Here is a 24,073-nt window from a genome sequence, read left to right on the forward strand (position 1 = left end):
TACCCGAAACCGATCCGTGGTTAGGGTGGCCCTGACCAAACGGAGGCATTGATGGCCGATCTACTTCTTGGGCAGGTGCTGTCCTTTACCGGCGACCCCTTCGCTCTGGGGCCAGAGGCCGCGCATCACGAATCCCATGGTGCGGTTCTGGTGCAAGACGGCAAAATCCGCGCCACCGGCACTGCCGATGCGCTGCGCGCCGCCTATCCGCAAGCGCAGGTCAGCGATTACGGCCGCGCGCTGATCTCGGCCGGGTTTGTCGATGCCCATGTGCATTATCCACAAACCGCGATCATCGCCTCTTGGGGCAAACGACTGATCGACTGGCTGAACATGTATACCTTCCCCGAGGAGATGCGGTTTTCCGACCCCGCCTATGCCGCCGACATCGCCGCCCGCTATACCGGCATCGCGCTGGCCCATGGCACGACCTCATTCTGCACCTATGCCACGATCCATCCGGCCAGCGTGGATGCCATCTTCACCGCCGCCCAAACCCGCAACATGCGGATCTGGGCGGGCAAGACCTGCATGGACCGCAACGCCCCCGAAGGGCTGCGCGATACCCCGCAATCGGCCTATGACGACAGCCGCGCCCTGCTGGAAAAGTGGCACGGCGTTGACCGGCTGTCCTATGTCATCACCCCGCGCTTTTCGCCAACCTCAACGCCCGAGCAACTGGCAGCCCTTGGCGGGCTGTGGCGCGAATACCCCGATTGCCTGATGCAGACCCACCTGTCGGAACAGACGGACGAGATTGACTGGGTGCAGGGCCTGTTTCCGCAATCGCGCGACTATCTGGACACCTACGAAGCGCAAGGTTTGCTGGCCGAAGGGGCGATTTTCGGCCATGCGATTCACCTGACCCCCCGCGAACGCGCCCGGCTGAAGGAAACGGGGGCCAGCCTGATCCACTGTCCGACCTCGAACACCTTCATCGGATCGGGCCTGTTCGACATGGCGGGGCTGAAGGCCGAGGGTCAGCGCATCGGTTTGGCCACCGACACGGGCGGCGGATCGTCGTTTTCCATGCTGCACACCATGGCGGCGGCCTATGAGGTGGCGCAGTTGAAGGGCAGCGCGCTGCACCCCGCGCAGCTTTGGTGGCTGGCCACCCAAGGTTCGGCCCAGGCGCTGCGGGCTGACCACCTGATCGGCAATATCGCCCCGGGGCTGGAGGCCGATCTGGTGGTGATCGACCTCGCCTCGACCCCCGCCATCGAACAGGCCACACGGCGCGCGGGTGACATCTGGCAGGCGATTTTTCCCACCATCATGATGGGCGATGATCGGGCGATCCGCGCCACTTGGATCGGTGGAATTCCGGTCAAATCGTGAAACCCCGGCGTTGCTGAAATTCGGTCAAGATTTGGCCCCTTTCGGAAACAATGGTTCCCCCAAAGAGAAGGGGCATTCTGCTTGCCCCTTTCGGTTTTCAGGGGTGAGACATGGCGGCCGAACGCACCTTGGTTGTTGATCTGGACGGAACGCTGATCCGGTCGGATATGCTGTTCGAAACCTTCTGGTCGGGCGTTTCGCGCAATTGGCGCACCCCGTTCGAGGCGGCTCATAGCCTGATTGCTGGCCGCGCCGCCCTGAAACAGCGCATGTCGCAGGTCGGGCCGGTGGATGTGGGGTCGCTGCCCTATAACCCTTCGGTGCTGGATTACATCGCGCGCTGGCGTGCGGGCGGTGGGCGCACCGCGCTTGTCACGGCGGCGAATCAGCAGGTGGCCGACCAGATCGCCGAACATCTGGGCCTGTTTGACGAGGTGCATGGATCGGACGCCGTGCTGAACCTGAAGGGCGAGAACAAGGCCAGTTTCCTCGAGGCGCGCTATGGCCGCCGTGGCTTTGACTATATCGGCGATGCGCAGGCCGACCTGCCGGTGTGGGAGCGTGCCGCCTGCGCCATCATGGTAGGTGTTCCCGCCGCCCTGCGCGCCCGCGTCGCGGCCTTTGGCCGCGAGATTGTCGATCTGCCGGCCAACATGCCGGTGGCCAGCGCATCCTTGCGCGTCATGCGCCCGCATCAATGGCTGAAAAACCTGCTGGTCTTCCTGCCCCTGCTGGCAGCCCACCAGATCAACGGCCAAAGCCTTGCGCTGGCCGCCCTTGCCTTTGTCGCCTTCAGCTTTGTCGCCAGCAGCGTCTATGTGCTGAATGACCTGTTGGACCTTGCCGCCGACCGCGCCCATCCACGCAAGAAAAACCGCCCCTTCGCCTCGGGCGCGCTGCCCCTGTCGCATGGCACGCTGCTTGCGCCCGCGCTGCTGTTCATCGGGCTGGGGCTGTCTTTGGCCTTGGGCAAGATGTTCGTGCTGGCGGTCTTGGGCTATTACATGGCCACGATGGCCTATTCGCTGGCACTGAAACGCCAGCCGATCATCGATATCGTCATGCTGGCAGGGCTTTACACCGCGCGGATCGTCGCGGGCGGCGTGTCGGCGGGCATCCCGATTTCGGTCTGGCTGCTGGCATTTTCGGGGTTCTTCTTCTTCTCGCTGGCGGCGGTCAAGCGGCAGGCGGAACTGGTCGATGTGGTTGCCTCGGGCCGCGAGAAAGCCCATGGGCGCGGCTATACCGGGGCTGACCTGCCCGTGGTCACCGCCATGGCGACCGCTTCGGGCTATGTCTCGATCCTGGTTCTGGGCCTTTACATCAACTCGCCTGCGGTGCTGGAGCTTTATGCCAATCCGCCGATGCTGTGGGGCGTGTGTCTGGTGATGTTCTATTGGGTCAACCGTCTGGTGATGCTGACCCATCGCGGCCAGATGCACGATGACCCGGTGGTTTTCGCCGTGACCGACCGCACCAGCCAGCTTTGCTTTGCCACCGTCACCGCCATCATCGCGCTGGGTGCGGTGGGGGGGATTGGCTGATGACTGCCACCCTAGCACTGCGCTATGCGGCTTTTGCCGTGCTGGCCACGCTTGCCAATCTGGCCGCGCAGCGCGTGGTTCTGGGGCTTGGCGGCGCGCTGTTGCTGGCGATGGTGGCGGGCACCGGCCTTGGGCTGGTGGTGAAGTACGCCCTAGACAAGCGCTGGATCTTTGACGACCGCAGCTCTGGCATTGCCGCCCATTCGCGCCGCTTTTCGCTTTACACCCTTATGGGCGTTGCAACGACGCTGATCTTTTGGGGTTTTGAGGCTGCGTTCTGGCACATCGGCCAGAGCCAGATGGCCCGCGAGGTTGGGGCGGTTCTGGGCCTTGGCATCGGCTACGCGGTCAAATATGCGCTCGACCGCCGGTTTGTCTTCACCGCGCAGGCGCTGGCATGAAACTGTCGGGCTGGGGCCGCCACAATCCGCAAGACTGCCGCGTCACGAAACCGCGGGATGAGGAAACCCTGCGCGCCCGCGTAGCCGAGGGCGGCCTGATCGCGCGCGGCAATGGCCGGTCTTATGGCGACAGCGCCATGTCGGGCGGCAATACCGTGGACATGCGCGGCTTTGACCGAATGCTGGGTTTCGAGCCTGAATCCGGGCAACTGGTGGCCGAGGCGGGCGTGATGCTGGATGACATCATCACCACCTTCCTGCCGCGCGGCTGGTTTCCCTGGGTCACGCCGGGCACCCGCTTTGTCACCCTTGGCGGCATGATCGCCGCCGATGTTCATGGCAAGAACCACCACCTGCACGGCAGTTTCGGCGCCTTTGTCGATTGGATCGACCTGATGGGCGCGGACGGGCAGGTGCGCCGCTGTGGCCCCTTGGACAATTCCGACCTGTTCGCCGCCACCCTGGGCGGCATGGGCCTGACCGGCGTTGTCCTGCGCGCCGCCTTTCGGCTGCGCCGGGTGGAAACCGGGTTCATCCGTCAGGAAACCATTCCCACCGCCAACCTGACCGAGACGCTCGCCGCGTTTGAGGCGCATCAGCAGTCCACCTATTCCGTCGCCTGGATCGACTGCCTTGCCACGGGCGACAGCCTTGGCCGGTCGCTGATCACCCTTGGCGAACATGCGACGGTGGGCGACCTGCCCCAGCACCACCGCGCCGCCCCTTTCGCGCCCCCTGCCCGCAAGAAACGCACCATGCCGTTCAACGCGCCGGGCTTTGCGCTGAACCGCCATACGGTGCGGGCCTTCAACCACCTCTACTACAAACGCGGGGCCGCCAAGGCGGGCCATTCTGTCACCGGCTGGGACGAATATTTCTATCCGCTTGATTCCATCCTGTCGTGGAACCGCATGTATGGCCGCCGGGGCTTCGTGCAATATCAAACGGTTCTGCCGCTTGCCAATGCAAGCGCGGGTCTGCGGGAGCTGCTGGAAGCCATCTCCGCCTCCGGCCTCGCCTCGTTTCTGGCCGTGCTGAAACGCCTTGGCCCGCAGGGGCGGGGCATGATGTCCTTCCCGATGGAGGGGCATACCCTTGCCCTCGATTTCCCCGCCAGCCGCGCCACTTTTGCCCTGCTGCGACGGCTGGACCAGATCACCCTTGCCCATGGCGGCCGCTATTACCTTGCCAAGGATGCGCGGCTGACCGCCGACACCCTGCGCCAGTCCGATCCGCGCGCCGACCGTTTCCACCAGCTTCGCAGCGCCGAGGGGCTGACCCGCCGCTTCGCCTCGCTGCAATCCGAAAGGCTATATCTGTGACCCGACCCGCCGTTCTGATCCTTGGTGCGCGTTCCGACATCGGCCTTGCCGTCGCCCGCCGCTTTGCTGCCGAGGGGCACCCGATTGTGCTTGCAGCCCGCGACAGCGCAAGCCTTGCCGATGCCAAGGCCGACCTGACGCTGCGCCATTCGGTCGCCGTCACGCTGGCCGAGTTCGACGTGCTGGACACCGCCAGCCACGCCGCCTTTCTCGACAGCCTTGGCCCCCTGCCCGTCGTGGCGGTTTCCGCCATCGGCCTGATGGGTGAGCAAGCCGCCAGCGAACGGGATGCGCAAGCCGCCGCCGTTGTCCTGCGCACGAATTTCGAAGGCCCCGCCGCGATCTTGGGCGAAATCGCCAACCGGATGGAGGCGCGGGGCAATGGCACCCTCGTCGGCATCAGCTCGGTCGCGGGCGACCGGGGGCGGGCGACGAATTACATCTATGGTTCGGCCAAGGCAGGCTTTACCGCCTGGCTGTCGGGCCTGCGCAACCGGCTGGCGAAAAAGGGCGTTCATGTCGTGACCGTCCTGCCCGGATTTGTGGATACCAAGATGACCGCAGGCATGGACCTGCCCGCCAAGCTCACCGCCCAGCCCGATCAGGTTGCCGAGGCGATCCACCGCGCCGTTGCCCGCAAACGCAACGTCATCTATGTCAAACCCGTGTGGCAACTGGTCATGGCGATCATCCGCAACATCCCCGAACCGATCTTTAAAAGGCTGAAACTGTGACCGACCGGCCCACGTCCCCCGCCCTTTTTGCCTCGCCTCTGATCGGGGCGGGCGTGGTCGCGCTGTGCCTTGTGCTGATCGTGGTTCTGGCCATTCAGGTGCCCACCCTTGGTGCGGGGCAGACCGTGCTGGATTTTGACGCCTTTTACATCGCGGGCCAGATGGGGCGTGAAGGCCAGATCGTGGCAGCCTATGACAAGGTTGCCATGCTGGGGCGGCAAAGCGCGCTGGCGGGGCAGGAAATCTGGATGCCCTGGACCTATCCGCCCCAGTTTGACCTTGTGTCGATGGCGCTGACCTTTCTGCCACGAGGGCTGTCTTATCTGCTGTTCACCGCAGGAACCTTTGCCACCTATCTGCTGGTCCTGCGCCGCATAGCCGGCCCCTCGCTGAACGATGCGCTGTTTCTGGGCCTGCCTGCGTTCCTGATCACCGCAGCCGTCGGCCAGAACGGCTTTCTGACCGGCACGTTGATGGGGCTGTTCGCGCTGGGCTGGCTGGGGCACCGCAGCCGCGCCGGGGTGGCGCTGGGTCTGATGGTGATCAAGCCGCATTTGGCGCTTGGGTCCGGCATTCTGGCCGTTGTCTCCGGGCGCTGGCGGCTGGTGGCGGTGACTTTCGCGGTGATTGGTCTGACATCGGCGCTGGCCACGGCGATTCTGGGGCCAGCGGTCTGGCGCGCCTTTCTTGATGGCACGGCGACTGCGGCCGACGGGCTGAAGCTGGGCTATTATCCCCTGTACCGCATGACCTCGCTTTACGCGATGCTGGCCACCTTTGGCGTGAACGCCAGCCTTGCGCTGGCCATGCAGGCGGGGGCCGCGCTGATCTCGGTCGGCAGCATCATCGCCGCTTCGCGGATGGGCTGGCCTGCGGGCCGTGTGCTGGGCGTCACGCTGATCGCCAGCATGGGCATCAGCCCTTACAACTACGATTACGACATGCCGATCCTGATCCTTGGCCTTGGCCTTTTGTTGCCCGAGCTGTCAGACCGGCTGGGCCTGTGGGGGCGGCGCGGGCTGTTCGCCTTTACCTGGCTGTGCTGTGGCTGGGGGCAATATGCTGCGCTGACCAGCGGGCAGCATCTGGCCTCGCAAAAGGGCATCGATACCGCCATTTCGCTGGGGTCACTGGGACATATCGCGCTTTTGGTGCTGGTGTGGCGCGCTTTGCTGACCCGCCCCGCCGTGGCATCTGCGCCTGTCGCGGCCTGATCAGTCGGCCAGTTCCCAGCCATCTGGCCAGAAGTTGAACGGCAGCACGATCTCGGTCGCGCGGCGCTCCCAATCCCAGATCGTCTCGGGGTTCACCGCAATCGGGCCAACCCGCGCCTCCAGCACCGTGCCGTCGTTATAGGTCTTGTAGCCCTTGGCCCGCAGCGCCTTTTCCACACCCTTCCAGTCGGTGTCGGTATCTTCGGCCACGAACTGAAACACCACCACCGCAGTGGGGGGCACGCGGACGCCTTTGCTGACCAGGCGAAAGGTCTCGAACGTATCGGCGCGCTGGGTTCGGTAATCGTGCATCTTGGTTCCCTTCTCTTCCCCTGTGCGATATCGCAGGCCGCGCTGCAAGCCCTGCGCTTGATTCTCTGCCCGCCGCCATGTATCCGGTGACGCTACCACTAGAACGGCCCCCAAAAGGCCAGAACCCCCGGAGTTTGTCATGTCCTGGACCGACGAGCGCGTCGAGCTTTTGAAGCGGATGTGGGCCGAAGGCCAATCCGCCAGCCAGATCGCCAAGGAACTGGGCGGTGTCACCCGCAATGCGGTGATCGGCAAGGTCCACCGCCTGGGCCTGTCGAACCGCGCCGGTGATGGCGCGACAGAGCGGGACGAGGCGCCCGAAGCACCGGCCACCGCCGCCGCGCGGGCAGAGCCGCCTGCGCGCGCCGCCCCCGAACCCGCCGCTGCCCGCCCCGCGCCTGAACCGGCCGCCGCGCGGCCCGCGCCAGAACGCCCCGCAGTGCCGCAACCCGCCGCTGCTGCCGCGCCGTCGGGCAACGTCACCCCCCTGCCGATCCGCAAGGCCATCGTGCCCGCCGGTCAGCCCCTGCCGCCGCAACCCTCGATCAACGAAATCAGCCCCGAGGCTCTGGCTTCGGTGCGCGAGGTGGAAAAGCGTGCCCGCAAGCTGACGCTGATGGAACTGACCGAACGCACCTGCAAATGGCCGATCGGCGACCCCGCCACCGATGATTTCTGGTTCTGTGGCCTGCCCAGCCTACCCGGAAAACCCTATTGCGAGGCGCATGTCGGCGTGGCCTTCCAACCGATGAGCGCGCGGCGCGACCGCCGCCGCTGATCGCAGGACACGGGCCGAAGTACTTGGAGCGAAAACGCCGCCCAGCCGGGCGGCGTTTTCCATTTTGGGCCTAATTGCCGCCCAACAGATCCTCAAGCGCCTTTTGCGCCTCGTCCGACACGGCCTCGTTCAGCTTGCGCTTTGCCGCATCTTCCAGGCTTTCGTCAGGCAATTGCTCGATCCCCAGCTCGTCCTTCAGCTTTTCCTTGGCCTTGGCCCGCAATTCCGCCGCCCTCGCCTCGGCTTCGGCCTCCAGCTTGGCTTTCTGTTCATCCAGCCGCTCTTGCGCCAAAGCCTCCAGATCCAGCGAGAACTTCGGCTTGGCCCAGGTGCCGCTGATCAGCAGGGGCGCGGTCAGCCCGCCCTGCCCCTGATCATCGGCCAGCGCGGTCGCCTTGATCCGGTATTCCAGATCGCGTGCGCCAAGGCCCACCCGACCCTGCCCGCTGGCCGTGACATAGGGCGACAGCAACGCCAGATCGTCGTTGAACAGATCGCCGCCGCGCATCACGAAACTGCCCGCGACCGAATCAAAAATCGTCTTCTGCCCCTCGCCGACGTAGCCGGTGTCCAGCGTGCGCAGCATCCCCGCGACATCCAGCCCCCGCAACTCGCCCTTGGTCAGTGAAAGGCTGCCCTCCCCCTCAAGGCTGTGCATGATCGCATCGACTGACCCGCCCGAGCCAAGAAATTTCACCCGCAAATCGCCCGTCCCGATCAGTCGGTCATAGCCGCCAAAGTCCTGTAACAGCGGCTGCAACTGCAATCCGGCAAAGGTCAGATCACCGCCGACCGACAGACCCTTGCGCGCATTGACCACGAATTGCCCGGCAACCGTGCCATCGTATCCCGTCGCACGCCGCAGGTCGAACACCGCCCGCGCCCGGTCAATCGTCACCATCGCCTGCACCGCGCCAAACTTGGCCAGCCCCAGATCCAGACTGTCAGCCGTCAGCGCCACCTCGGCGTCCAGCGCGCCCAGACCGCTGGCATCAATCCGGTCCTTGGGCCAGCCGGTGGCCTTGGCCCCGCCCTGTGCCCCGCCACCAGAGCCGCCGGTCATTCCGCTCAGATCCAGCGCCCCGGCGGTGACCTGCGCCGATAGTTTCGGTCGCGGGCCCGCTGTCGTCATGTCGGCATCAACCGACAGGGGTGCCCCGTCCAGCGTGACCTTGCCCTTTCGCAGATGCACCGACCCCGCCTCGGTCAGCGTAACCTGCCCGGCCAGCGCAACCTCTTCCGCGCCCAGACCCTTAGGCAGACGGGGCGCAGGCACGCCCGCCACCGCCGAAACCTCGGTCAGCGCGCCCAGATCGGCCTTTAGCGCTCCTTCTGCCGCCATCGGGTTCCACCCCGCCCGGCCCTCGAACGATGCCTTCGCCCTGCCCGCCGACCAATCGGCGCGCAACGTGCCCAGCTTGCCATCCAGAAAACTACGGAACGCACCAATTTCTGCATTCAACGCAAAGGCTTGCCCACCCCGCGTCGCAGTCATTTCAACCGTGGCCTTGCCCTCGTACTCGGGCACCGCCAGCGTCATACCCATGTTGGTCAGATCAAACCGCTGGCCGGTGCCATGATCAACAAAGATCAAGGCGCCATCCGAAATCACGCCTTTGTCCAGTGTGAAGGGCTGACCCACACCGGGGGTCTCGGTGGTTACGCTGCCACCATTGCGGCCACCGAACACCCAGTTTTCGCGCCCGTCCTTGGCCCGCTCCAGCACCAGCTTGGGCCCGGTCGCCGCGATTTTGGTGATCTTGACCTCGCCTCCGATCAGCGCCGCCAGATCGACGCCAATCTCCAGCGCCTCGGCGCGGAACATCGGCCCTTCCTCCGACCAATCGGCATTGGCCATGCTGACCGGCCCGGTTTCCACCCCCAGAACCGGCCAGACCGAGGGGCGAACCGAGCCCTCCAGCGTCACCTTGCGCCCGGTCAGCGTTTCCAGCTTGCCCAGCGCCACCCCGGCGATCTTTTCGGCGGGCAGCAGAAACACCGCCGCCACCCCCAGCACAGCCAGCACCAAAACCGCGCCCAGCAGCCGAAAAATCCAGCGCATCACACACCCTCCTGACATACCTGACCCAAAACCCGCCGGGCCTTGGGTTCAGTTATAGCCCGGCGCGTGCCGCCGACAAACTTATCCGCGCGCCCGGCTCCGCCGATAGGCGGCCATCAGCATCAGCGCGCCACCCAGCAACGGCGCGCTTGCGGGCAGGGGCACCGGGGCGATGCCCTCGGCGGCATACCGCGCCATAACAGCCAGATCACCATCCTCATGCTGCCACAGCGTCGCAGTTGCCGTGCCGCCCCAGGCATCCAGATACCAGGTTCCGAAATCCTGATAGACCTCTGACGAAATCTGCCAGTTGCTTGCCACGCCCGTATCGCTCAGATCAAAACCCAGAAGCAGCAACGCAAAGCCATAGCCTGGTGTCGCCGCCTCAGCGGCCCAATCCGTGCCGGTCCAGCGATAGATGCCCGGCTCTGCAATCTTGGGTGCTACACCATCCCATTCGACATGCGCACTGCCGTTCAGAAAGGTCAGCTCTGCCGTTTCAACCGCAACATGCAGCGCCCATTGCATGGCAAAGGGCCCGGCCATCGCGGGGCCTTGGCAGGTATCCTCCAGATAGTAGGTAAGGCAGCTTTTCTGAACCGCCAGCGGCCCAGAAGCGTAGACCACATCGACCACCGCAGCCTTTGCCTGCGCCAGCCCTACCAGCGCCATTGCCGCCGCCACAGCTAAAATCTTCATTGTTTCCCTCACCGCATCAATTGCATGAAAAATGGTTAATTCGCTGGCACCATAACGCCATGAGCACACAATTGAAGCGAGTCTTTTTTGCCTTCTACCCGTCATAGGGGTATTTTTTGCCTATCGCGCAGCCAGAGCAGCTGCACTCGGCTCGTCATGCTGCCGGTCTGCCCCGCCTTGCCTTTCCGTGCGTTGCGGGAGGGCAGAATCGCATCAACCAGCAAAACCCGCTTCGGGAGAGAACCGCTCGCGGCCTAGCAGGCCCGAAAACGGGGTAAAATATTATAATTTATATATGATATCAATAGGATGCCTATCGCTTCACGCGCGAAATCCCTCCCCTTAACGCCAGACCGATTCGCGGCTATATGCTGCCAATGTCCCAGAACCCGCCCAACCTCCGCCCCGATCTTGCCCGCAGCTTTGTGCCCGACACCCTGCGGCGCGAGGGCCAGCCGACCATCGGCATGGTCAGCCTTGGCTGCCCCAAGGCACTGGTCGACAGCGAACGCATTCTGACCCGCCTGCGGGCAGAGGGCTATGCGATCAGCCCCGATTACAAGGGGGCCGATGCGGTGATCGTGAACACCTGCGGCTTTCTGGATTCAGCCAAGGCCGAAAGCCTTGATGCGATTGGCGAGGCGCTGCGCGAAAACGGCAAGGTTCTGGTCACCGGCTGTCTGGGGGCAGACCCCGAATACATCACCGGCGCCCACCCCAAGGTGATGGCCGTCACCGGGCCGCACCAGTACGAAGCGGTTCTGGACGCGGTTCACAAGGCGGTCCCCCCCGCGCCCGATCCGTTCATTGACCTGCTTCCGGCAACCGGCGTCAGCCTGACACCGCGCCATTACAGCTATCTGAAAATCTCCGAAGGCTGCAATCACGCCTGCAAGTTCTGCATCATCCCCGACATGCGCGGCAAACTGGTGTCCCGTCCCGCCCATGCGGTGATGAGAGAGGCGGAAAAGCTGGTGGAGGCTGGGGTCAAGGAACTGCTGGTCATCAGCCAAGACACCTCGGCCTATGGGCTGGACCTGAAGCACGCCACCACATCGGGCCGCGACGGGCGCGAACACCGCGCCCATATCACCGACCTTGCCCGTGATCTGGGGTCGCTGGGGGCTTGGGTGCGGCTGCACTACGTCTATCCCTACCCCCATGTGCGCAACCTGATTCCGCTGATGGCCGAGGGGCTGGTGCTGCCCTACCTCGACATCCCGTTCCAGCACGCCCACCCAGACGTTCTGAAACGCATGGCCCGCCCGGCGGCCTCGGCCAAAACGCTGGACGAAATCTCCGCCTGGCGCCGCGATTGCCCCGAGATCACCCTGCGATCCACCTTCATCGTCGGCTATCCGGGCGAGACGGAGGCCGAGTTTCAGACCCTGCTCGACTGGCTGGACGAGGCGCAACTGGACCGCGTGGGCTGTTTTCAATACGAAAACGTCGCCGGGGCGCGCAGCAATGCTCTGCCCGACCATGTGCCCGATGAGGTCAAGCAAGATCGCTGGGACCGTTTCATGGCCAAGGCGCAAGCGATTTCCGAGGCGAAGCTGGCCGCCAAGGTGGGCCAGACAATTCAGGTCATCGTTGATGAGGTCGATGAAGACGGCGCCACCTGCCGCACCAAATCCGATGCGCCCGAGATAGACGGCAACCTGTTCATTGATGAGGGTTTCGAGGGGTTGTCGGCTGGCGATCTGGTGACGGTCGAAGTGGAAGAGGCTGGGGAATATGATCTTTGGGGGCGCCTGAAACATTGAACCCCGCCCAATCGGCGCGGGGCCAACAGGTCGGGGGCGACCTTACCAGTAATACCCCTGCCCATAGTAATCATAGCTTTGCTTGCGCCATTCGTGGCTTTCCGACCAATTGGCAGGCGGCTTTGGTGCGTTTGACAATTGGTCGCGGGTGATGTCGGTCACATAGCCGCCAAGATTGGTGTCAAACCGCAGCTTGCGCCAAGGCACGGGCGTTTCGTCCTGCCCCAGCCCCAGAAATCCGCCGAAGGCCATCACGGCATAGCCAATCTGCCCGCTGGCCTTGTCGATCATCAGATGGGCGATATGGCCAAGGTGGTCGCCAGACGGGCTGAACACGCTGGTTCCGTTCACATCGACACTGGATACCATCGCACGAATGCTGCGGGCGGTTTCGGTCATCAAGGCTTGCTGTTGCATGTCATCCTCCTGTTCGCGCTTTGGGCGCTTTATGAAAGATGGGGGCCGCTTCGCCGATTATAATCTGCGCCCCAACTGTCCGGCATGGGGCCGCCGAAACCTAGCTGCCAGATGCGCGAGAACTGGCCGTTACTTGGCCAGTTTCGCCTCCAGCGCGGCAATCCGGGCCTCCAGCGCTGCATTTTCCTCGCGTGCTTTCTGGGCCATTGCGCGCACGGCATCAAACTCTTCCCGTGTCACGAAATCGCGGTCGGCCAGCCAGCGGTCCATCCAGCTTTTCATCGCGGTTTCGGCTTCGGTCTTGGCCCCTTGGGCCACGCCCATGGCCGAGGTCATCACCTTGGAGATGTCATCAAAGAACTTGTTGCCGGGGTTCATGGCAGCCTCCTGAGCTTTCTCGCCTATCTGGGGCCAGCGGCGCAAAATGGCAAGGCGGCGGATGGCCGCCCCCCCTCAAATCACCCGCCGATGGGCTTGGTCCGTGCCTGAAGGGCGGAAAGCCAGCCCAACCCATGCACCGTGGCCCGCGCCGGGCGGTATTCGGCGGAAACCCAGCCGTCATAGCCCGCCTCGTCCAGTTCGGTGCAAAGCGCGGTCAGGTCGAACCCGCCGCCGCCCGGCTCATTGCGGGCCGGGAACCCGGCGATCTGGACATGGGCGATATGGTCGCGGTGGCGGTGCCACACCGCCTCGGCGTTGCCGTGGATGCGCGCGGCGTGCCACAGATCGAATTGCAGACCCACCTGCGGCAACCCAAGATCATCCAGAATCCGCGCCGCCTGATCGAAATCGTTCAGGAAATAGCCGGGCATGTCATCAGGGTTGATCGGTTCCAGCAGCAACAGCAGATCGGGCGCTTCGGTCGCCGCCCATGTCAGGTTTTCGCTATAGGTCTGTTCGGCCTGCGGCCCTTTGGCCACCCCTGCCATCACATGCACGCGCCCCGCCCCCAGCCGCGTGGCCACATCGGCGGCACGCAAAAAGCTGTCGCGAAAGCGGCCTTCGTCGCCCGGCACAGCGGCGAAACCACGGTCGCCTGCGGCCCAATCGCCGGGGTGGGTGTTGATCACGGCAAGCGGCAGGCCGGCCAGTGCCGCCTCCCATTCCTTGACCGGAAAGTCATAGGGAAACAGGATTTCGGCTCCGTCAAAGCCCGCTTGCGCCGCAAGGCCCGGCCGGTCAAGCGGCGGAACTTCGGTGAACAGCATGGTCAGGTTGGCGGCATATCGGGGCATGTATCAGGTCAACTCGGCAGTTGGGATCACCGGAAAGAATTGGCCGCCAGACCAGAGGCCGAACCAATCGGTGCCGTCAAGCCTTTCCTGCGTTCCAAGCTCTACCAGACGGTAAAAGCTTTTGCGGTCGATCAGCGCCTCCAGCCCCCGGCGGACGTGAACGTAAGGCGACGGCTCGCCTGTTTCCGGGTCTCGCACGACGCGAAGGGGGTTTTCGGCGCTGGCCACCACCTCATCCTCGGTCTTGGTGAAAAACCGTATCTCCTGTGTGGGGCCGTCGCCCGTCACCTCGAAATCCACGGCCAGCAGGGGCGCGTCATCCACCTTGATGCCGACCTTTTCGACCGGGGTGACAAGGTAGTATTTCCCGTCCTCCAGCTTCAGGATTGAGGAGAACAGCTTGACCAAAGGCGCGCGGCCAATCGGCGTACCAAGGTAGAACCACGTTCCGTCGCGCGCGATCCGCATGTCCAGATCGCCGCAAAAATCCGGATTCCACAGGTGAACCGGCGGCGGCCCCTTTTTCGAGGCCGCTTTCACCGACGCCACCAGCCCGTCCGCCGACGGCTTCACAATCATTTGCGCATCTTTGGCGTTTGCCATTTGTGCCCGACCCCGGATTTCGCTTTTATGGCAACATATAAGACCCAGTGGAGAAATGTCATGTCCGATCCCCAGTTGCTCGTGTCCGAGATCGAAAGCCTTGCCGAACGGCTGGGCCGGGCAAGGGCTTCGGTCGCGGGGCGGTTCATCGGGCAGGAAAAGGTGGTGGATCAGGTGCTTGCCGCGCTGATCTGTGGCGGCCATGCGCTGTTGGTGGGTCTGCCGGGGTTGGGCAAGACGCTGCTGGTGGATACCCTGTCCACCGTGATGGGGCTGAAAGCCAACCGCATCCAGTTCACGCCAGATCTGATGCCCGCCGATATTCTGGGGTCGGAAGTCCTTGAAACCGCTGCCGATGGCGCCCGTGCCTTCCGTTTTCTGGAAGGGCCGGTGTTCTGTCAGTTGCTGATGGCGGATGAAATCAACCGCGCATCCCCCCGCACCCAGTCGGCGCTGCTGCAAGCGATGCAGGAACGTGAGGTGACCATCGCCGGTCAGCACCGCCCCCTTGGCCGCCCGTTCCATGTGCTGGCGACGCAAAACCCCATCGAGCAGGAGGGCACCTACCCCCTGCCAGAGGCGCAGTTGGACCGTTTCCTGCTGCAAGTCGATGTCGATTACCCGACCCGCGACGCCGAAAAGGCGATTCTGCTGGCCACCACGGGCGCGACCGAGGCCGAGGCCCATGCGGTGTTTGACGCCGAGGGGCTGATTGCCGCCCAACGCATCATCCGCCAGATGCCGGTGGGCGAGGCGGTGGTCGAGGCGATTCTGGATCTGGTGCGCGCCTGCCGTCCGGGCGAACCCGAAGGGGCGGCGCTGGCAGGCTCGCTGGCCTGGGGACCGGGGCCGCGCGCGGCGCAGGCCCTTATGCTGACCGTGCGGGCGCGGGCGCTGCTGGAGGGCCGTCTTGCCCCGTCGATTGCCGACGTTGCCGCCATGGCGCAGCCGGTTCTGGAACACCGCATGGCCCTGTCTTTCGCTGCCCGCGCGCGGGGTGAAACCCTGACCGGGCTGATCCAGCGCACCGTTTCGCAGGTCTTGCGGCTGGAGGCGGCGGCTTGAACCAGCCCGCCCCGATCACAGGCGATTTGCGCGCCAAGGCCGAGGCGCTGGGGCAATCGCTGCCCGCCCTTCTGGCTGCGGCGGACCATCTGGCCCGCACGGTCATGATGGGCGAACATGGCCGCCGCCGCGCCGGGCAAGGCGATGAGTTCTGGCAATATCGCCCCGCCCATGCGGGCGATGCCGCGCGCAGCATCGACTGGCGCCGATCAGCCCGGTCAGATGCGCATTTCGTACGCGAACGTGAATGGCAGGCGGCGCAATCGGTCTCACTTTGGGTGGACCGGGCGAAATCCATGGCGTTTTCGGGGGCCAAGGGACGAGAGACCAAGGCCAACCGGGCCCGTCTGCTGGCGCTGGCGACCGGCGTTCTGCTGCTGCGCGCGGGCGAGCGTGTGGGTGTGGCCGGGGGCGATCCGCCCAAACCGGGGCGGGCACAGGTGGTGCCGCTGGCGGCGAACCTGTCGGATGACGCCGCGGAAGATTACGGCGTGCCCGATGCCGCTGGGCTGGTGGCCCATGGCCGCGCGGTGTTCCTGTCGGATTTCCTTGGCCCACTGGCCCCCTTGCAGGAGGCTTTGGCCCAAGCCTCGGAACGGGGTGTGCGGGGTGTGTTGTGTCAGGTGCTGGACCCGGCAGAAGAGGATTTCCCGTTTTCCGGCCGCACGATCTTTGATTCGATGGGCGGCACGCTGACCCATGAAACCCAAAGTGCGGGTGAATTGCGCGCCCGCTATCTGGCGCGGCTGGCCGAACGCAAGGACCAGTTGCAAGGCCTTGCCCGTGCCACCGGCTGGCACTATGCCTGCCACCACACCGGCGCCCCGGCGCAATCTGCCCTTTTGTGGCTGTATAGCGCGCTGGAGGGCGGGCGCTGATGTTTGCCAATCTGGCCTTTTCCGCCCCTTGGCTGCTGGTCGCGCTGATTGCGCTGCCGGTGCTGTGGCTGCTGTTGCGCGCCATCCCCCCCGCCCCGATCCGCCGCCGCTTTCCCGGTGTGGCGCTGTTGTTGGGCTTGCAGGATGATGAGCGGCAGGCCGACAAGACGCCGTGGTGGCTGCTGGCGTTGCGCGCGCTGGCAGTGGGGGCGGCGATTGTCGGCTTTGCCGGGCCGGTGGTGAACCCGCCCGCGCGGCAGGCGGGCACCGGGCCGCTCTTGGTGCTGCTGGATGGCGGCTGGGCCGATGCCCGCGACTGGCCGCGCCGGATCGACCGTGCGCAGGCGGCGATGGACGAGGCGGCACGGATGGGCCGCCCCCTTGCCATTGCGACGCTGACCGATACGCCTGACCTGATCGCCTTTCGCAATCCCGCCGACTGGCAGGGCAAGCTGGCTGGCCTTGCGCCGCGCCCCTTCCTGCCCGGCAAGGCCGAGGCTTGGGCGAAAATTTTGCCCGAGGGCGGGTTTGATACCTTGTGGCTGTCCGATGGGCTGGACCATCCGGGGCAAGCCGCGCTGATGGCTGCGCTGGGCGGGCATGGCAGCGTGACCATCGTCGCCTCGCCGCGCCCGGTCTATGCGTTGCACCCGGCGCGCTTTGCCGATGGCAAGGTGCGGCTGTCGGCCAGCCGCCTGCCCGTGTCGCAGGAAACCAGCCTTGAGGTTTCGGCCCGTGGCCCCGACCCTTCGGGCGTGGACCGCGAACTGGCGCGCGGCATTCTGGCCTTTGCACCGGGGGCGGACCGCGCCGAGCTGGCGCTGGACCTGCCGCCCGAATTGCGCAACCGGCTGACGCGGTTCGAAATTATCGGCCAGCGCACGGCAGGTGCCGTGGCCCTGTCGGATGACAGCCTGAAACGGCGCAAGGTGGCCATTGTCACCGCCAGCGCCGAGCGTGAGGGCTTGCAGATCCTGTCGGCCGACCATTTCCTGAAACAGGCCCTTGCGCCCACGGCCGAGGTGATTGAGGGCGGGCTGTCCGACCTGTTGCCCGCCAAGCCCGATGTCATCATCCTGCCCGATATCGCCCGCCTGACCCAGACCGAACAGGACGGCGTGCTGGATTGGCTGGATCAGGGCGGGCTGCTTTTGCGCTTTGCCGGGCCAAGGCTGGCCTCGGTCGATCCGGTGACCACGGGCGATGACCCTCTGCTGCCGGTGCAACTGCGCGAAGGGGGCCGGTCGGTCGGCGGCGCGATGAGCTGGGATCAGCCGCGCACTCTGGCACCCTTTGCCGAAAGCTCTCCGTTTCACGGGCTGGCTGTGCCCGCCGATCTGGCGGTGACACAGCAGGTGCTGGCGCAACCCGGCCCCGATCTGGCCGATCATACGATTGCCGAACTGACCGACGGCACGCCCCTGGTAACCCGCAAGGCGCTGGGACAGGGCCAGGTGGTGCTGTTTCACGTCACCGCCAATGCCGATTGGTCGAACCTGCCCCTGTCGGGCCTGTTCGTGCAGATGCTGGAGCGGTTGGCGGTTTCGACCCGCGCCGAGGCGGTTTCCGGTGGGCCAGACCTTGCCGGGCTGACCTGGGCGCCCGAGAAAATGCTGGACGGATACGGACAGCCCGCCGATGCAGGCCAGATGGCCGGGATCAAGGGCGAGGCGCTGGCCGCCGCCCTGACATCCGGCCCCGATGCCGATGTGCCCCCCGGCCTTTACCGGAACGAGGATCGCCTGATCGCCGTGAACGCCCTGCCCGCCGATGCCAAGCTGACTGCCGCCACATGGCCCGCCGGAACCGTGGTCGAAGGGCTGGATGCCCCCGGCGCGCGCGCCTTGGGCGGCTGGCTGATGGCGTTGGCCTTGGCACTTTTGTCGGTTGATGTGGTGGCGGCGCTTGCCCTTTCGGGCCGTTTGCCACGCCTTGGCCGGGCGGCGGCGGTGCTGGTTCTGCTGGCGCTGATGCCGCTGCCGCAAGCGCGCGCTCAAACGCCCACCACCCCCGACCCCGCCGCCGATGCCCGCGCGGTCGAGGCGACGCGCGGCATCGTGCTGGCCCATGTACTGACCGGGAACCCTCAGGTCGATGACATCGCCGATGCGGGCCTGCGTGGCCTGGGTGACCAATTGTGGCTGCGCACTTCGGTGGAACCGGAACCGCCGATGGGCGTTGATCTGGAAAAGGATGATCTGTCCTTTTACCCTTTCCTCTACTGGCCCGTCACCGCCGACCAGCCCCTGCCCTCACCCGCCGCCTATGCAAGGCTGAACCGCTTTCTGCGCACCGGCGGGATGATCTTGTTCGATACCCGCGACGGCGACATCGCGGGCTTTGGCGGCAGTGCGACACCCGAGGCGCTGGCGCTGCAAACCATTGCCGCCAGCCTTGATATTCCGCCCTTGGAACCCCTGCCGAAAGATCACGTCCTGACCCGCACTTTCTATTTGCTGCAAGATTTTCCGGGCCGTTTCAACACCCCCGACCTCTGGGTCGAGGCGGCCCCCCCCGATGCCGAACAGGCCGAGGGGATGCCCTTTCGCAACCTGAACGACGGGGTGACGCCGGTGATCATCGGCGGCAATGACTGGGCGGCAGCCTGGGCCGTGAACGGCGACGGCAGCCCGATGTTCCCGGTGGGGCGCGGGCAAGCAGGCGAGGACCAGCGCGAGATCGCCTACCGCTTTGGCGTCAATGTCATCATGCATGTCCTGACCGGCAATTATAAATCCGATCAGGTCCATGTGCCGGCCCTGCTGGAAAGGCTGGGCCAATGACCCGCACCTTGGTGTTTGATCCGCTGGTGCCGCTGGCGCTGATCTGGGTGCTGGTTGGTCTGGCGGCGCTGCTGCTGGCCTTTGGCGCGGTCCGGGGGCTGAAGGGCTGGCCCCTGCGCGGGTTGGCGGCGGCGGTTCTGGGGCTGGCGCTGTTGAACCCGACCTTGCAGGAAGAATTGCGCAAACCCCTGAATGACATCGTTCTGCTGGTGGTCGATGAAAGCGCCTCGCAACATCTGGGCGACCGCGCGGCGCAGACGGCAAAGGCGGTGGCCGATGTGCAGGCGGCAGTGGCGGCCCTTGGCAACACCGAGCTGCGAATTGTCCGCTTTGGCGACGGGCCAGAGGATGCGGGCACCCTTGCCATGACCGCGCTGGCCGATGCCATTGCCAACGAACCCCGCGCCCGGATTGCCGGCGCCATTCTGCTGACCGACGGGCGGGTGCATGACCTTGGGCTGGCCCCGGCCCTGCCCGCGCCGCTGCATGTGCTGCTGACGGGGCGCAACACCGACTGGGATCGCAGGCTGGTGATCGAAAACGCCCCCGCCTTTGCCATTCTGGGCGAAGAGTTCAAGCTAAAGCTGCGGATCGACGATCAGGGCGCTGCCCCCGCCAGCCTTGGCCCCGATGTGGACCTGACCATCGCGGTTGATGCCGATGAGCCGGTCACCTTCACCGTTCCGGTGAATGAGGATCTGGAACTGCCCGTGACCCTGCCCCATGCGGGCCAGAACGTGCTGCAATTCTCGGTCGCGCCGGTGGCGGGAGAGTTGACCGACCGCAACAATGCCGCCGCCGTGCAGATCAACGGCGTGCGCGACCGCTTGCGCGTGCTGCTGGTGTCGGGCGAACCTCATGCGGGCGAACGGGTCTGGCGTAACCTGCTGAAATCCGACCCTTCGGTTGACCTTGTGCATTTCACCATTCTGCGCCCGCCCGAAAAGCAAGATGGCGTGCCGGTGGAAGAGCTGTCGCTGATCGCCTTTCCCACGCGTGAATTGTTCGTGGAAAAGATCAAGGATTTCGACCTGATCATTTTTGACCGTTACCGGATGCGCGGCATCCTGCCACCGGAATACATTGAAAACGTGGTCAATTATGTGCGTGAGGGCGGCACGGTTCTGGTGGCCGCAGGCCCGGAATTCGGGCAGGTGGACAGCCTGTGGCGGTCGCCCTTGGCGCAAATTTTGCCGGTGGAACCCACGTCGCAGGTGATCGAGGGCGGCTATCGCCCGGCCCTGACCGATGTAGGCCGCCGCCATCCGGTGACCGAGGGGCTGGAGGCGCTGGCCCCCGCAGGCGGCTGGGGCCGCTGGTTCCGCCTGATCGAGGTGATCCAGAGGTCGGGTCAGGTGCTGATGTCGGGGCCAGAGGGCAAACCCCTGCTGGTGCTGGACCGGGTGGATCAGGGCCGCATCGCGGTTCTGGCATCCGATCAGGCCTGGCTTTGGGGGCGTGGGTACGAAGGCGGCGGGCCGCAACTGGAACTGTTGCGCCGTCTTGCGCACTGGATGCTGAAAGAGCCCGAGTTGGAAGAGGAATCGCTGTCGGCCAGTGCCAAGGGCGATGTGCTGACCATCACGCGCCGCACGCTCAAGGCCGAACCACCGGGCGATGTGACGATCATCGCGCCCGATGGCAGCAAGACCGCCCTGCCCCTGCCGCAAAAATCGCCCGGCCATTTTGAGGCGACCTGGCAGGCCCCCGGTCTTGGCCTGTTCCGGTTGGAACAGGGCGATCTGGTGCGGGTGATCGCGGTTGGCCCGCCTGCGCCGCGCGAATTCGTGGAAACACTGGCCGATGCCGGGGCATTGGCCCCGGTGCTGGCCCCGATGCAGGGCGGCGTTCTGCGGGTTGAAGACGGCGCGCCCACACTGCGCACCGTGCGCGAGGGGCGCCCGGCAGCCGGGCGCGGCTGGATCGGCATCACCCCGCGCGGGGCCTATCAGACCGAGGATCTGCGGGTATCCCCGCTGGCGCCGGGGTGGCTTTATCTGCTGCTGGCCGCCGGTTTGGCGCTGGCGGCCTGGTTGGTTGAAGGGCGCAGACGGCGCGCCTGAAGCGCCGCTTCAAAGCGGCAGGAACCACAGCGCAAGGAAAGGAGCGGCACCAGACCGCATCCGGTGGCCGATGCCGGGCGGGTTATAGACGGACCCGTTCAGGCCGGGGTCGGTCCAGTCCATCGCCTCATTCCACCATTCGCCGGGTGACAGGGCCAGATACACCTCTTCCGGCGGGTGGGAATGCAGCGGGTACGCGGTATCGGGCGCCATGACCGTCGCGCCGATCCACAGATCATCGCGCTGCTCATAGCCCTGTTGACCGACAAGGCCGGCATTTGCATTGCGCAGGGCAAAATCAGCCGCGCCGCCCGACCGGGTGCTGGGCACCCAGACCAGCCGGTCGGCCACCCCGGCAAAGGCAAACGCCAGCCGGGCACGCGGCCCGTTGGCCGCCGCCGCAAACGCCGGAGCCAGCCAGTCACACACGGGTGGACGTTGCGGCAGGGTGGTTGAAATCTTGCCCTCACGCCCTTGCCACAGCGCGATGCACCGCTCTGCCGCACGGGCGGCGGGGCCGGTGGTCGCGGCGCGCAGGGCAAGCGCAGCCTCGGCAAGAAAGGTGGCCATCTCGTCTGGACGGGTCATTCCGCTGGGCCTTTCCGCAACATGATCTCGCGCGATTGCGAGGCGAATTCGCGCCTCACGATCACGCCAGACACCGCCAATGTCGTCGCAATCAACACCCAAGGGCCGATCAGCGCGCCCAAAGCCCCAAGGGCAAAATAGATCGACCGCATTCCGCGGTTGAAATTGCGCGCGGCATGAATGTTGACCTCGGCCGCCTGCGCGGCGCGAAATCCGGCCATCGGGTCGGTATGGTCATTCGGCACCGCCGCCATCAGAATCGCGCAATAGCCGAACAGCCTGTGCGACCAGATGAATTTCAGCAACGCATTGGCCAGAAACCCCAGCATCGGCAGGATGCGCAACTGAAACTCCAGCGTTGTCGCGGTCTGCGTCAGATCATGGGTCAGCCCCAGTAGCGGCCCCGGATTGCCGATCAGCGCCACCCCGCCGCCAATCGCGATCATCGAGGCCGAGGCAAAGAACGCCGTGCCCTGCCGCAGGTTGTCGATGATGCTGGCATCAAAGATGCGCGGCTGGCGGGTGATGAATTGCTGCATCCATTCGCGTCGATAGCGTTCAACGATCACGCTGACCGAAGGGTGACCGGCAGGCGGATGTTCGATCCACCAGCCCACGCCCAGCCACACCGCCAGCAGCAGGGCAAAGGCCAAAAGGTCAGGCAGGCCAAAGGGGCCGATTTGCATCAATGCTGTCATGCTTGCAGTCTAAAGCGCGGTGGCACCGAATGGAAAGCGCAGTTGGGCTTGTATTTCGTCATAATTGGTTATAATTTCTTACCACGGAGGAACATCATGGACATGCCGCACCCTTCCCCGGCCATCCTGTCGCGCCGCGACCAGATCGTAGCGGGGCTGCGTGCGCTGCTGCCCGGCGATGCCGTCATCGATGATCCGGCTGAGACACGGGCCTATGAATGCGATGCTTTGGCCGCCTATCGCTGCGCGCCGCTGGCCGTGGTTTTGCCCCGGACCACCGCCGAAGTGGCAGCGACCTTGCGGTTCTGCCATGACAACCGGGTGCAGGTGGTCCCGCGCGGGGCCGGAACCTCTCTGTCGGGCGGGTCGATGCCGACGGCCGACAGCGTGGTTCTGGGCGTGGCGCGGATGAACGCGGTGCTGGAGACCGATTACGACAACCGCTTTATCCGCGTGCAATCAGGCCGCACCAACCTGTCGGTGACCGGCGCTGTTGAAGCCGAGGGGTTCTTTTACGCCCCCGATCCGTCCAGCCAGTTGGCCTGTGCGATTGCGGGCAATGTGGCGATGAATTCGGGCGGGGCGCATTGCCTGAAATACGGCGTCACCACCAACAATCTGTTGGGCGTGACGCTGGTCACGATGGACGGCACGGTGGTGGAACTGGGCGGCCCTTGGGCCGAAACGGCGGGCCTTGACCTGCTGGGCGTGGTTTGCGGGTCCGAGGGGCAGTTGGGCGTGGTGACCGAGGCCACCCTGCGCATCCTGCCCAAGCCAGAAGGTGCGCGGCCGGTGCTGGTGGGCTTTGCCTCGAACGAGGTGGCGGGGGCCTGCGTGTCTGACATCATCAAGGCGGGCATCCTGCCCGTCGCCATCGAATTCATGGACCGCCCCTGTATTCGGGCCTGCGAGGCCTTTGCCAAGGCGGGCTATCCCGATTGCGAGGCGCTTTTGATCATCGAGGTCGAAGGCTCTGACGCCGAAATTGCCGAACAGCTTGCCCGCATCAAATCCATCGCCCTGTCGCATGACCCGGTGGAATTTCGAGAGGCTGCTGATGAAGATCAGGCCAGACGCATCTGGCTGGGGCGCAAATCGGCCTTTGGCGCGATGGGGCAGATCAATGATTACATGTGCCTGGACGGGACAATTCCGGTTTCCAGCCTGCCCTATGTGCTGAAACGGATCGGCGAATTGTCGCGCGATTTCGGGCTGGAGGTCGGGAATGTCTTTCACGCGGGCGACGGCAACATGCACCCCCTGATCCTCTACAACGCCAACACGCCGGGCCAGTTGGAAACCTGCGAGGCGCTGGGCGCAGAAATCTTGAAGCTGTGTGTCGAGGTTGGCGGCTGCCTGACCGGCGAGCATGGCGTGGGCATCGAAAAGCGCGATCTGATGGGGGTGCAATATACGCCCGCCGATCTTGAGGTGCAGATGCGCGTAAAGGATGTGTTCGACCCGCGCTGGCTGTTGAACCCGGCCAAGGTGTTTCCGTTGGATGCAAGCGCCGGGCGGCGCGCAGGTTGAAAGCGCCGGGGGCTGTCTGCCCCCGGACCCCGAGGATATTTAT

Annotated in this window: 22 protein-coding genes; 13 read left to right on the plus strand and 9 right to left on the minus strand. The window is 65.1% G+C overall.

What is annotated here, in order from left to right; genetic code table 11:
• The first annotated feature begins 51 nt into the window (after nt 1-51).
• The 6 genes from guaD to JI744_RS12015 all read left to right on the plus strand — a co-directional run bounded on the left by guaD (nt 52) and on the right by JI744_RS12015 (nt 6,553).
• Nucleotides 52-1,338: a guanine deaminase gene (gene guaD, locus JI744_RS11990; RefSeq protein WP_202661216.1), complete on the plus strand. Its 1,287-nt coding sequence runs from the start codon at nt 52-54 to the stop codon at nt 1,336-1,338.
• Nucleotides 1,339-1,448: 110 nt separating this feature from the next.
• Nucleotides 1,449-2,882 (plus strand): UbiA family prenyltransferase, encoded by a 1,434-nt coding sequence (locus tag JI744_RS11995; protein WP_202661218.1) that lies wholly within the window; start codon nt 1,449-1,451, stop codon nt 2,880-2,882.
• Nucleotides 2,882-3,283 (plus strand): GtrA family protein, encoded by a 402-nt coding sequence (locus tag JI744_RS12000; protein ID WP_202661220.1) that lies wholly within the window; start codon nt 2,882-2,884, stop codon nt 3,281-3,283. The genes JI744_RS11995 and JI744_RS12000 overlap by 1 nt, the downstream gene beginning before the upstream one ends.
• Nucleotides 3,280-4,605, plus strand: a complete 1,326-nt coding sequence (locus tag JI744_RS12005; RefSeq protein ID WP_202661222.1) for an FAD-binding oxidoreductase — start codon at nt 3,280-3,282, stop codon at nt 4,603-4,605. Before JI744_RS12000 ends, JI744_RS12005 begins: the two co-directional genes overlap by 4 nt.
• Nucleotides 4,602-5,339 carry an SDR family oxidoreductase gene (locus JI744_RS12010; protein WP_202661224.1) on the plus strand — a complete coding sequence of 246 codons (738 nt, stop codon included), beginning with the start codon at nt 4,602-4,604 and terminating at the stop codon, nt 5,337-5,339. The genes JI744_RS12005 and JI744_RS12010 overlap by 4 nt, the downstream gene beginning before the upstream one ends.
• Nucleotides 5,336-6,553, plus strand: a complete 1,218-nt coding sequence (locus JI744_RS12015; protein WP_202661226.1) for a glycosyltransferase family 87 protein — start codon at nt 5,336-5,338, stop codon at nt 6,551-6,553. Before JI744_RS12010 ends, JI744_RS12015 begins: the two co-directional genes overlap by 4 nt.
• Here JI744_RS12015 and JI744_RS12020 read toward each other — a convergent pair whose 3' ends face one another.
• Nucleotides 6,554-6,865: a hypothetical protein gene (locus tag JI744_RS12020; protein ID WP_202661228.1), complete on the minus strand. Its 312-nt coding sequence runs from the start codon at nt 6,863-6,865 to the stop codon at nt 6,554-6,556.
• A 139-nt stretch (nt 6,866-7,004) separates the two neighbouring features.
• Here JI744_RS12020 and JI744_RS12025 point away from each other — a divergent pair, with 139 nt between their 5' ends.
• Nucleotides 7,005-7,643: a GcrA family cell cycle regulator gene (locus tag JI744_RS12025; protein WP_202661230.1), complete on the plus strand. Its 639-nt coding sequence runs from the start codon at nt 7,005-7,007 to the stop codon at nt 7,641-7,643.
• A 70-nt stretch (nt 7,644-7,713) separates the two neighbouring features.
• Here the strand turns inward: JI744_RS12025 and JI744_RS12030 are convergent, their stop codons facing one another.
• Both JI744_RS12030 and JI744_RS12035 read right to left on the minus strand, forming a co-directional pair.
• Nucleotides 7,714-9,705: an AsmA family protein gene (locus JI744_RS12030; protein WP_202661239.1), complete on the minus strand. Its 1,992-nt coding sequence runs from the start codon at nt 9,703-9,705 to the stop codon at nt 7,714-7,716.
• Nucleotides 9,706-9,786: 81 nt separating this feature from the next.
• Nucleotides 9,787-10,404 carry a hypothetical protein gene (locus JI744_RS12035; protein WP_202661241.1) on the minus strand — a complete coding sequence of 206 codons (618 nt, stop codon included), beginning with the start codon at nt 10,402-10,404 and terminating at the stop codon, nt 9,787-9,789.
• Nucleotides 10,405-10,781: 377 nt separating this feature from the next.
• Between JI744_RS12035 and rimO the strand changes: the two genes are divergently transcribed.
• Complete coding sequence (gene rimO, locus JI744_RS12040; RefSeq protein WP_202661250.1) at nt 10,782-12,170, plus strand: 30S ribosomal protein S12 methylthiotransferase RimO; 1,389 nt, start codon at nt 10,782-10,784, stop codon at nt 12,168-12,170.
• Between the two features lie 42 nt (nt 12,171-12,212).
• On the opposite strand, the gene JI744_RS12045 is transcribed toward rimO, so the two are convergent.
• The 4 genes from JI744_RS12045 to JI744_RS12060 all read right to left on the minus strand — a co-directional run bounded on the left by JI744_RS12045 (nt 12,213) and on the right by JI744_RS12060 (nt 14,425).
• Entirely contained in the window at nt 12,213-12,587 is a 375-nt protein-coding gene (locus tag JI744_RS12045; RefSeq protein WP_236019405.1) for a PRC-barrel domain-containing protein, read from the minus strand.
• Nucleotides 12,588-12,716: 129 nt separating this feature from the next.
• Nucleotides 12,717-12,965 (minus strand): accessory factor UbiK family protein, encoded by a 249-nt coding sequence (locus tag JI744_RS12050; protein ID WP_202661253.1) that lies wholly within the window; start codon nt 12,963-12,965, stop codon nt 12,717-12,719.
• 80 nt (nt 12,966-13,045) lie between these two features.
• Complete coding sequence (locus JI744_RS12055; RefSeq protein WP_202661255.1) at nt 13,046-13,822, minus strand: hydroxypyruvate isomerase family protein; 777 nt, start codon at nt 13,820-13,822, stop codon at nt 13,046-13,048.
• A gap of 3 nt (nt 13,823-13,825) precedes the next feature.
• Nucleotides 13,826-14,425: a DUF1285 domain-containing protein gene (locus JI744_RS12060; protein ID WP_236019406.1), complete on the minus strand. Its 600-nt coding sequence runs from the start codon at nt 14,423-14,425 to the stop codon at nt 13,826-13,828.
• A gap of 60 nt (nt 14,426-14,485) precedes the next feature.
• Here JI744_RS12060 and JI744_RS12065 point away from each other — a divergent pair, with 60 nt between their 5' ends.
• From JI744_RS12065 to JI744_RS12080, 4 genes are read left to right on the plus strand one after another with little or no spacing between them, the layout of a single operon-like run.
• Nucleotides 14,486-15,490 (plus strand): AAA family ATPase, encoded by a 1,005-nt coding sequence (locus JI744_RS12065; RefSeq protein ID WP_202661257.1) that lies wholly within the window; start codon nt 14,486-14,488, stop codon nt 15,488-15,490.
• Nucleotides 15,487-16,368 (plus strand): DUF58 domain-containing protein, encoded by an 882-nt coding sequence (locus tag JI744_RS12070; protein WP_236019407.1) that lies wholly within the window; start codon nt 15,487-15,489, stop codon nt 16,366-16,368. The genes JI744_RS12065 and JI744_RS12070 overlap by 4 nt, the downstream gene beginning before the upstream one ends.
• A complete protein-coding gene (locus JI744_RS12075) occupies nt 16,368-19,151 on the plus strand; it encodes a DUF4159 domain-containing protein (protein WP_202661259.1) in 2,784 nt (927 codons plus the stop codon). The genes JI744_RS12070 and JI744_RS12075 overlap by 1 nt, the downstream gene beginning before the upstream one ends.
• Nucleotides 19,148-21,214, plus strand: a complete 2,067-nt coding sequence (locus JI744_RS12080) for a hypothetical protein (protein WP_202661261.1) — start codon at nt 19,148-19,150, stop codon at nt 21,212-21,214. The genes JI744_RS12075 and JI744_RS12080 overlap by 4 nt, the downstream gene beginning before the upstream one ends.
• A gap of 9 nt (nt 21,215-21,223) precedes the next feature.
• Here JI744_RS12080 and JI744_RS12085 read toward each other — a convergent pair whose 3' ends face one another.
• Together JI744_RS12085 and JI744_RS12090 are read right to left on the minus strand one after the other, a co-directional pair.
• Complete coding sequence (locus JI744_RS12085) at nt 21,224-21,802, minus strand: dimethylsulfonioproprionate lyase family protein (protein ID WP_202661263.1); 579 nt, start codon at nt 21,800-21,802, stop codon at nt 21,224-21,226.
• Nucleotides 21,799-22,500, minus strand: coding sequence for a DUF599 domain-containing protein (locus tag JI744_RS12090; protein WP_202661265.1), 702 nt, complete (start codon nt 22,498-22,500; stop codon nt 21,799-21,801). The genes JI744_RS12085 and JI744_RS12090 overlap by 4 nt, the downstream gene beginning before the upstream one ends.
• Nucleotides 22,501-22,596: 96 nt before the next feature.
• On the opposite strand from JI744_RS12090, the gene JI744_RS12095 reads away from it, so the two are divergent.
• Nucleotides 22,597-24,030: an FAD-linked oxidase C-terminal domain-containing protein gene (locus tag JI744_RS12095; protein WP_202661267.1), complete on the plus strand. Its 1,434-nt coding sequence runs from the start codon at nt 22,597-22,599 to the stop codon at nt 24,028-24,030.
• Nucleotides 24,031-24,073: the final 43 nt, after the last annotated feature.

This window comes from Fuscibacter oryzae (assembly GCF_016765795.1).
Taxonomy (GTDB): domain Bacteria; phylum Pseudomonadota; class Alphaproteobacteria; order Rhodobacterales; family Rhodobacteraceae; genus Fuscibacter; species Fuscibacter oryzae.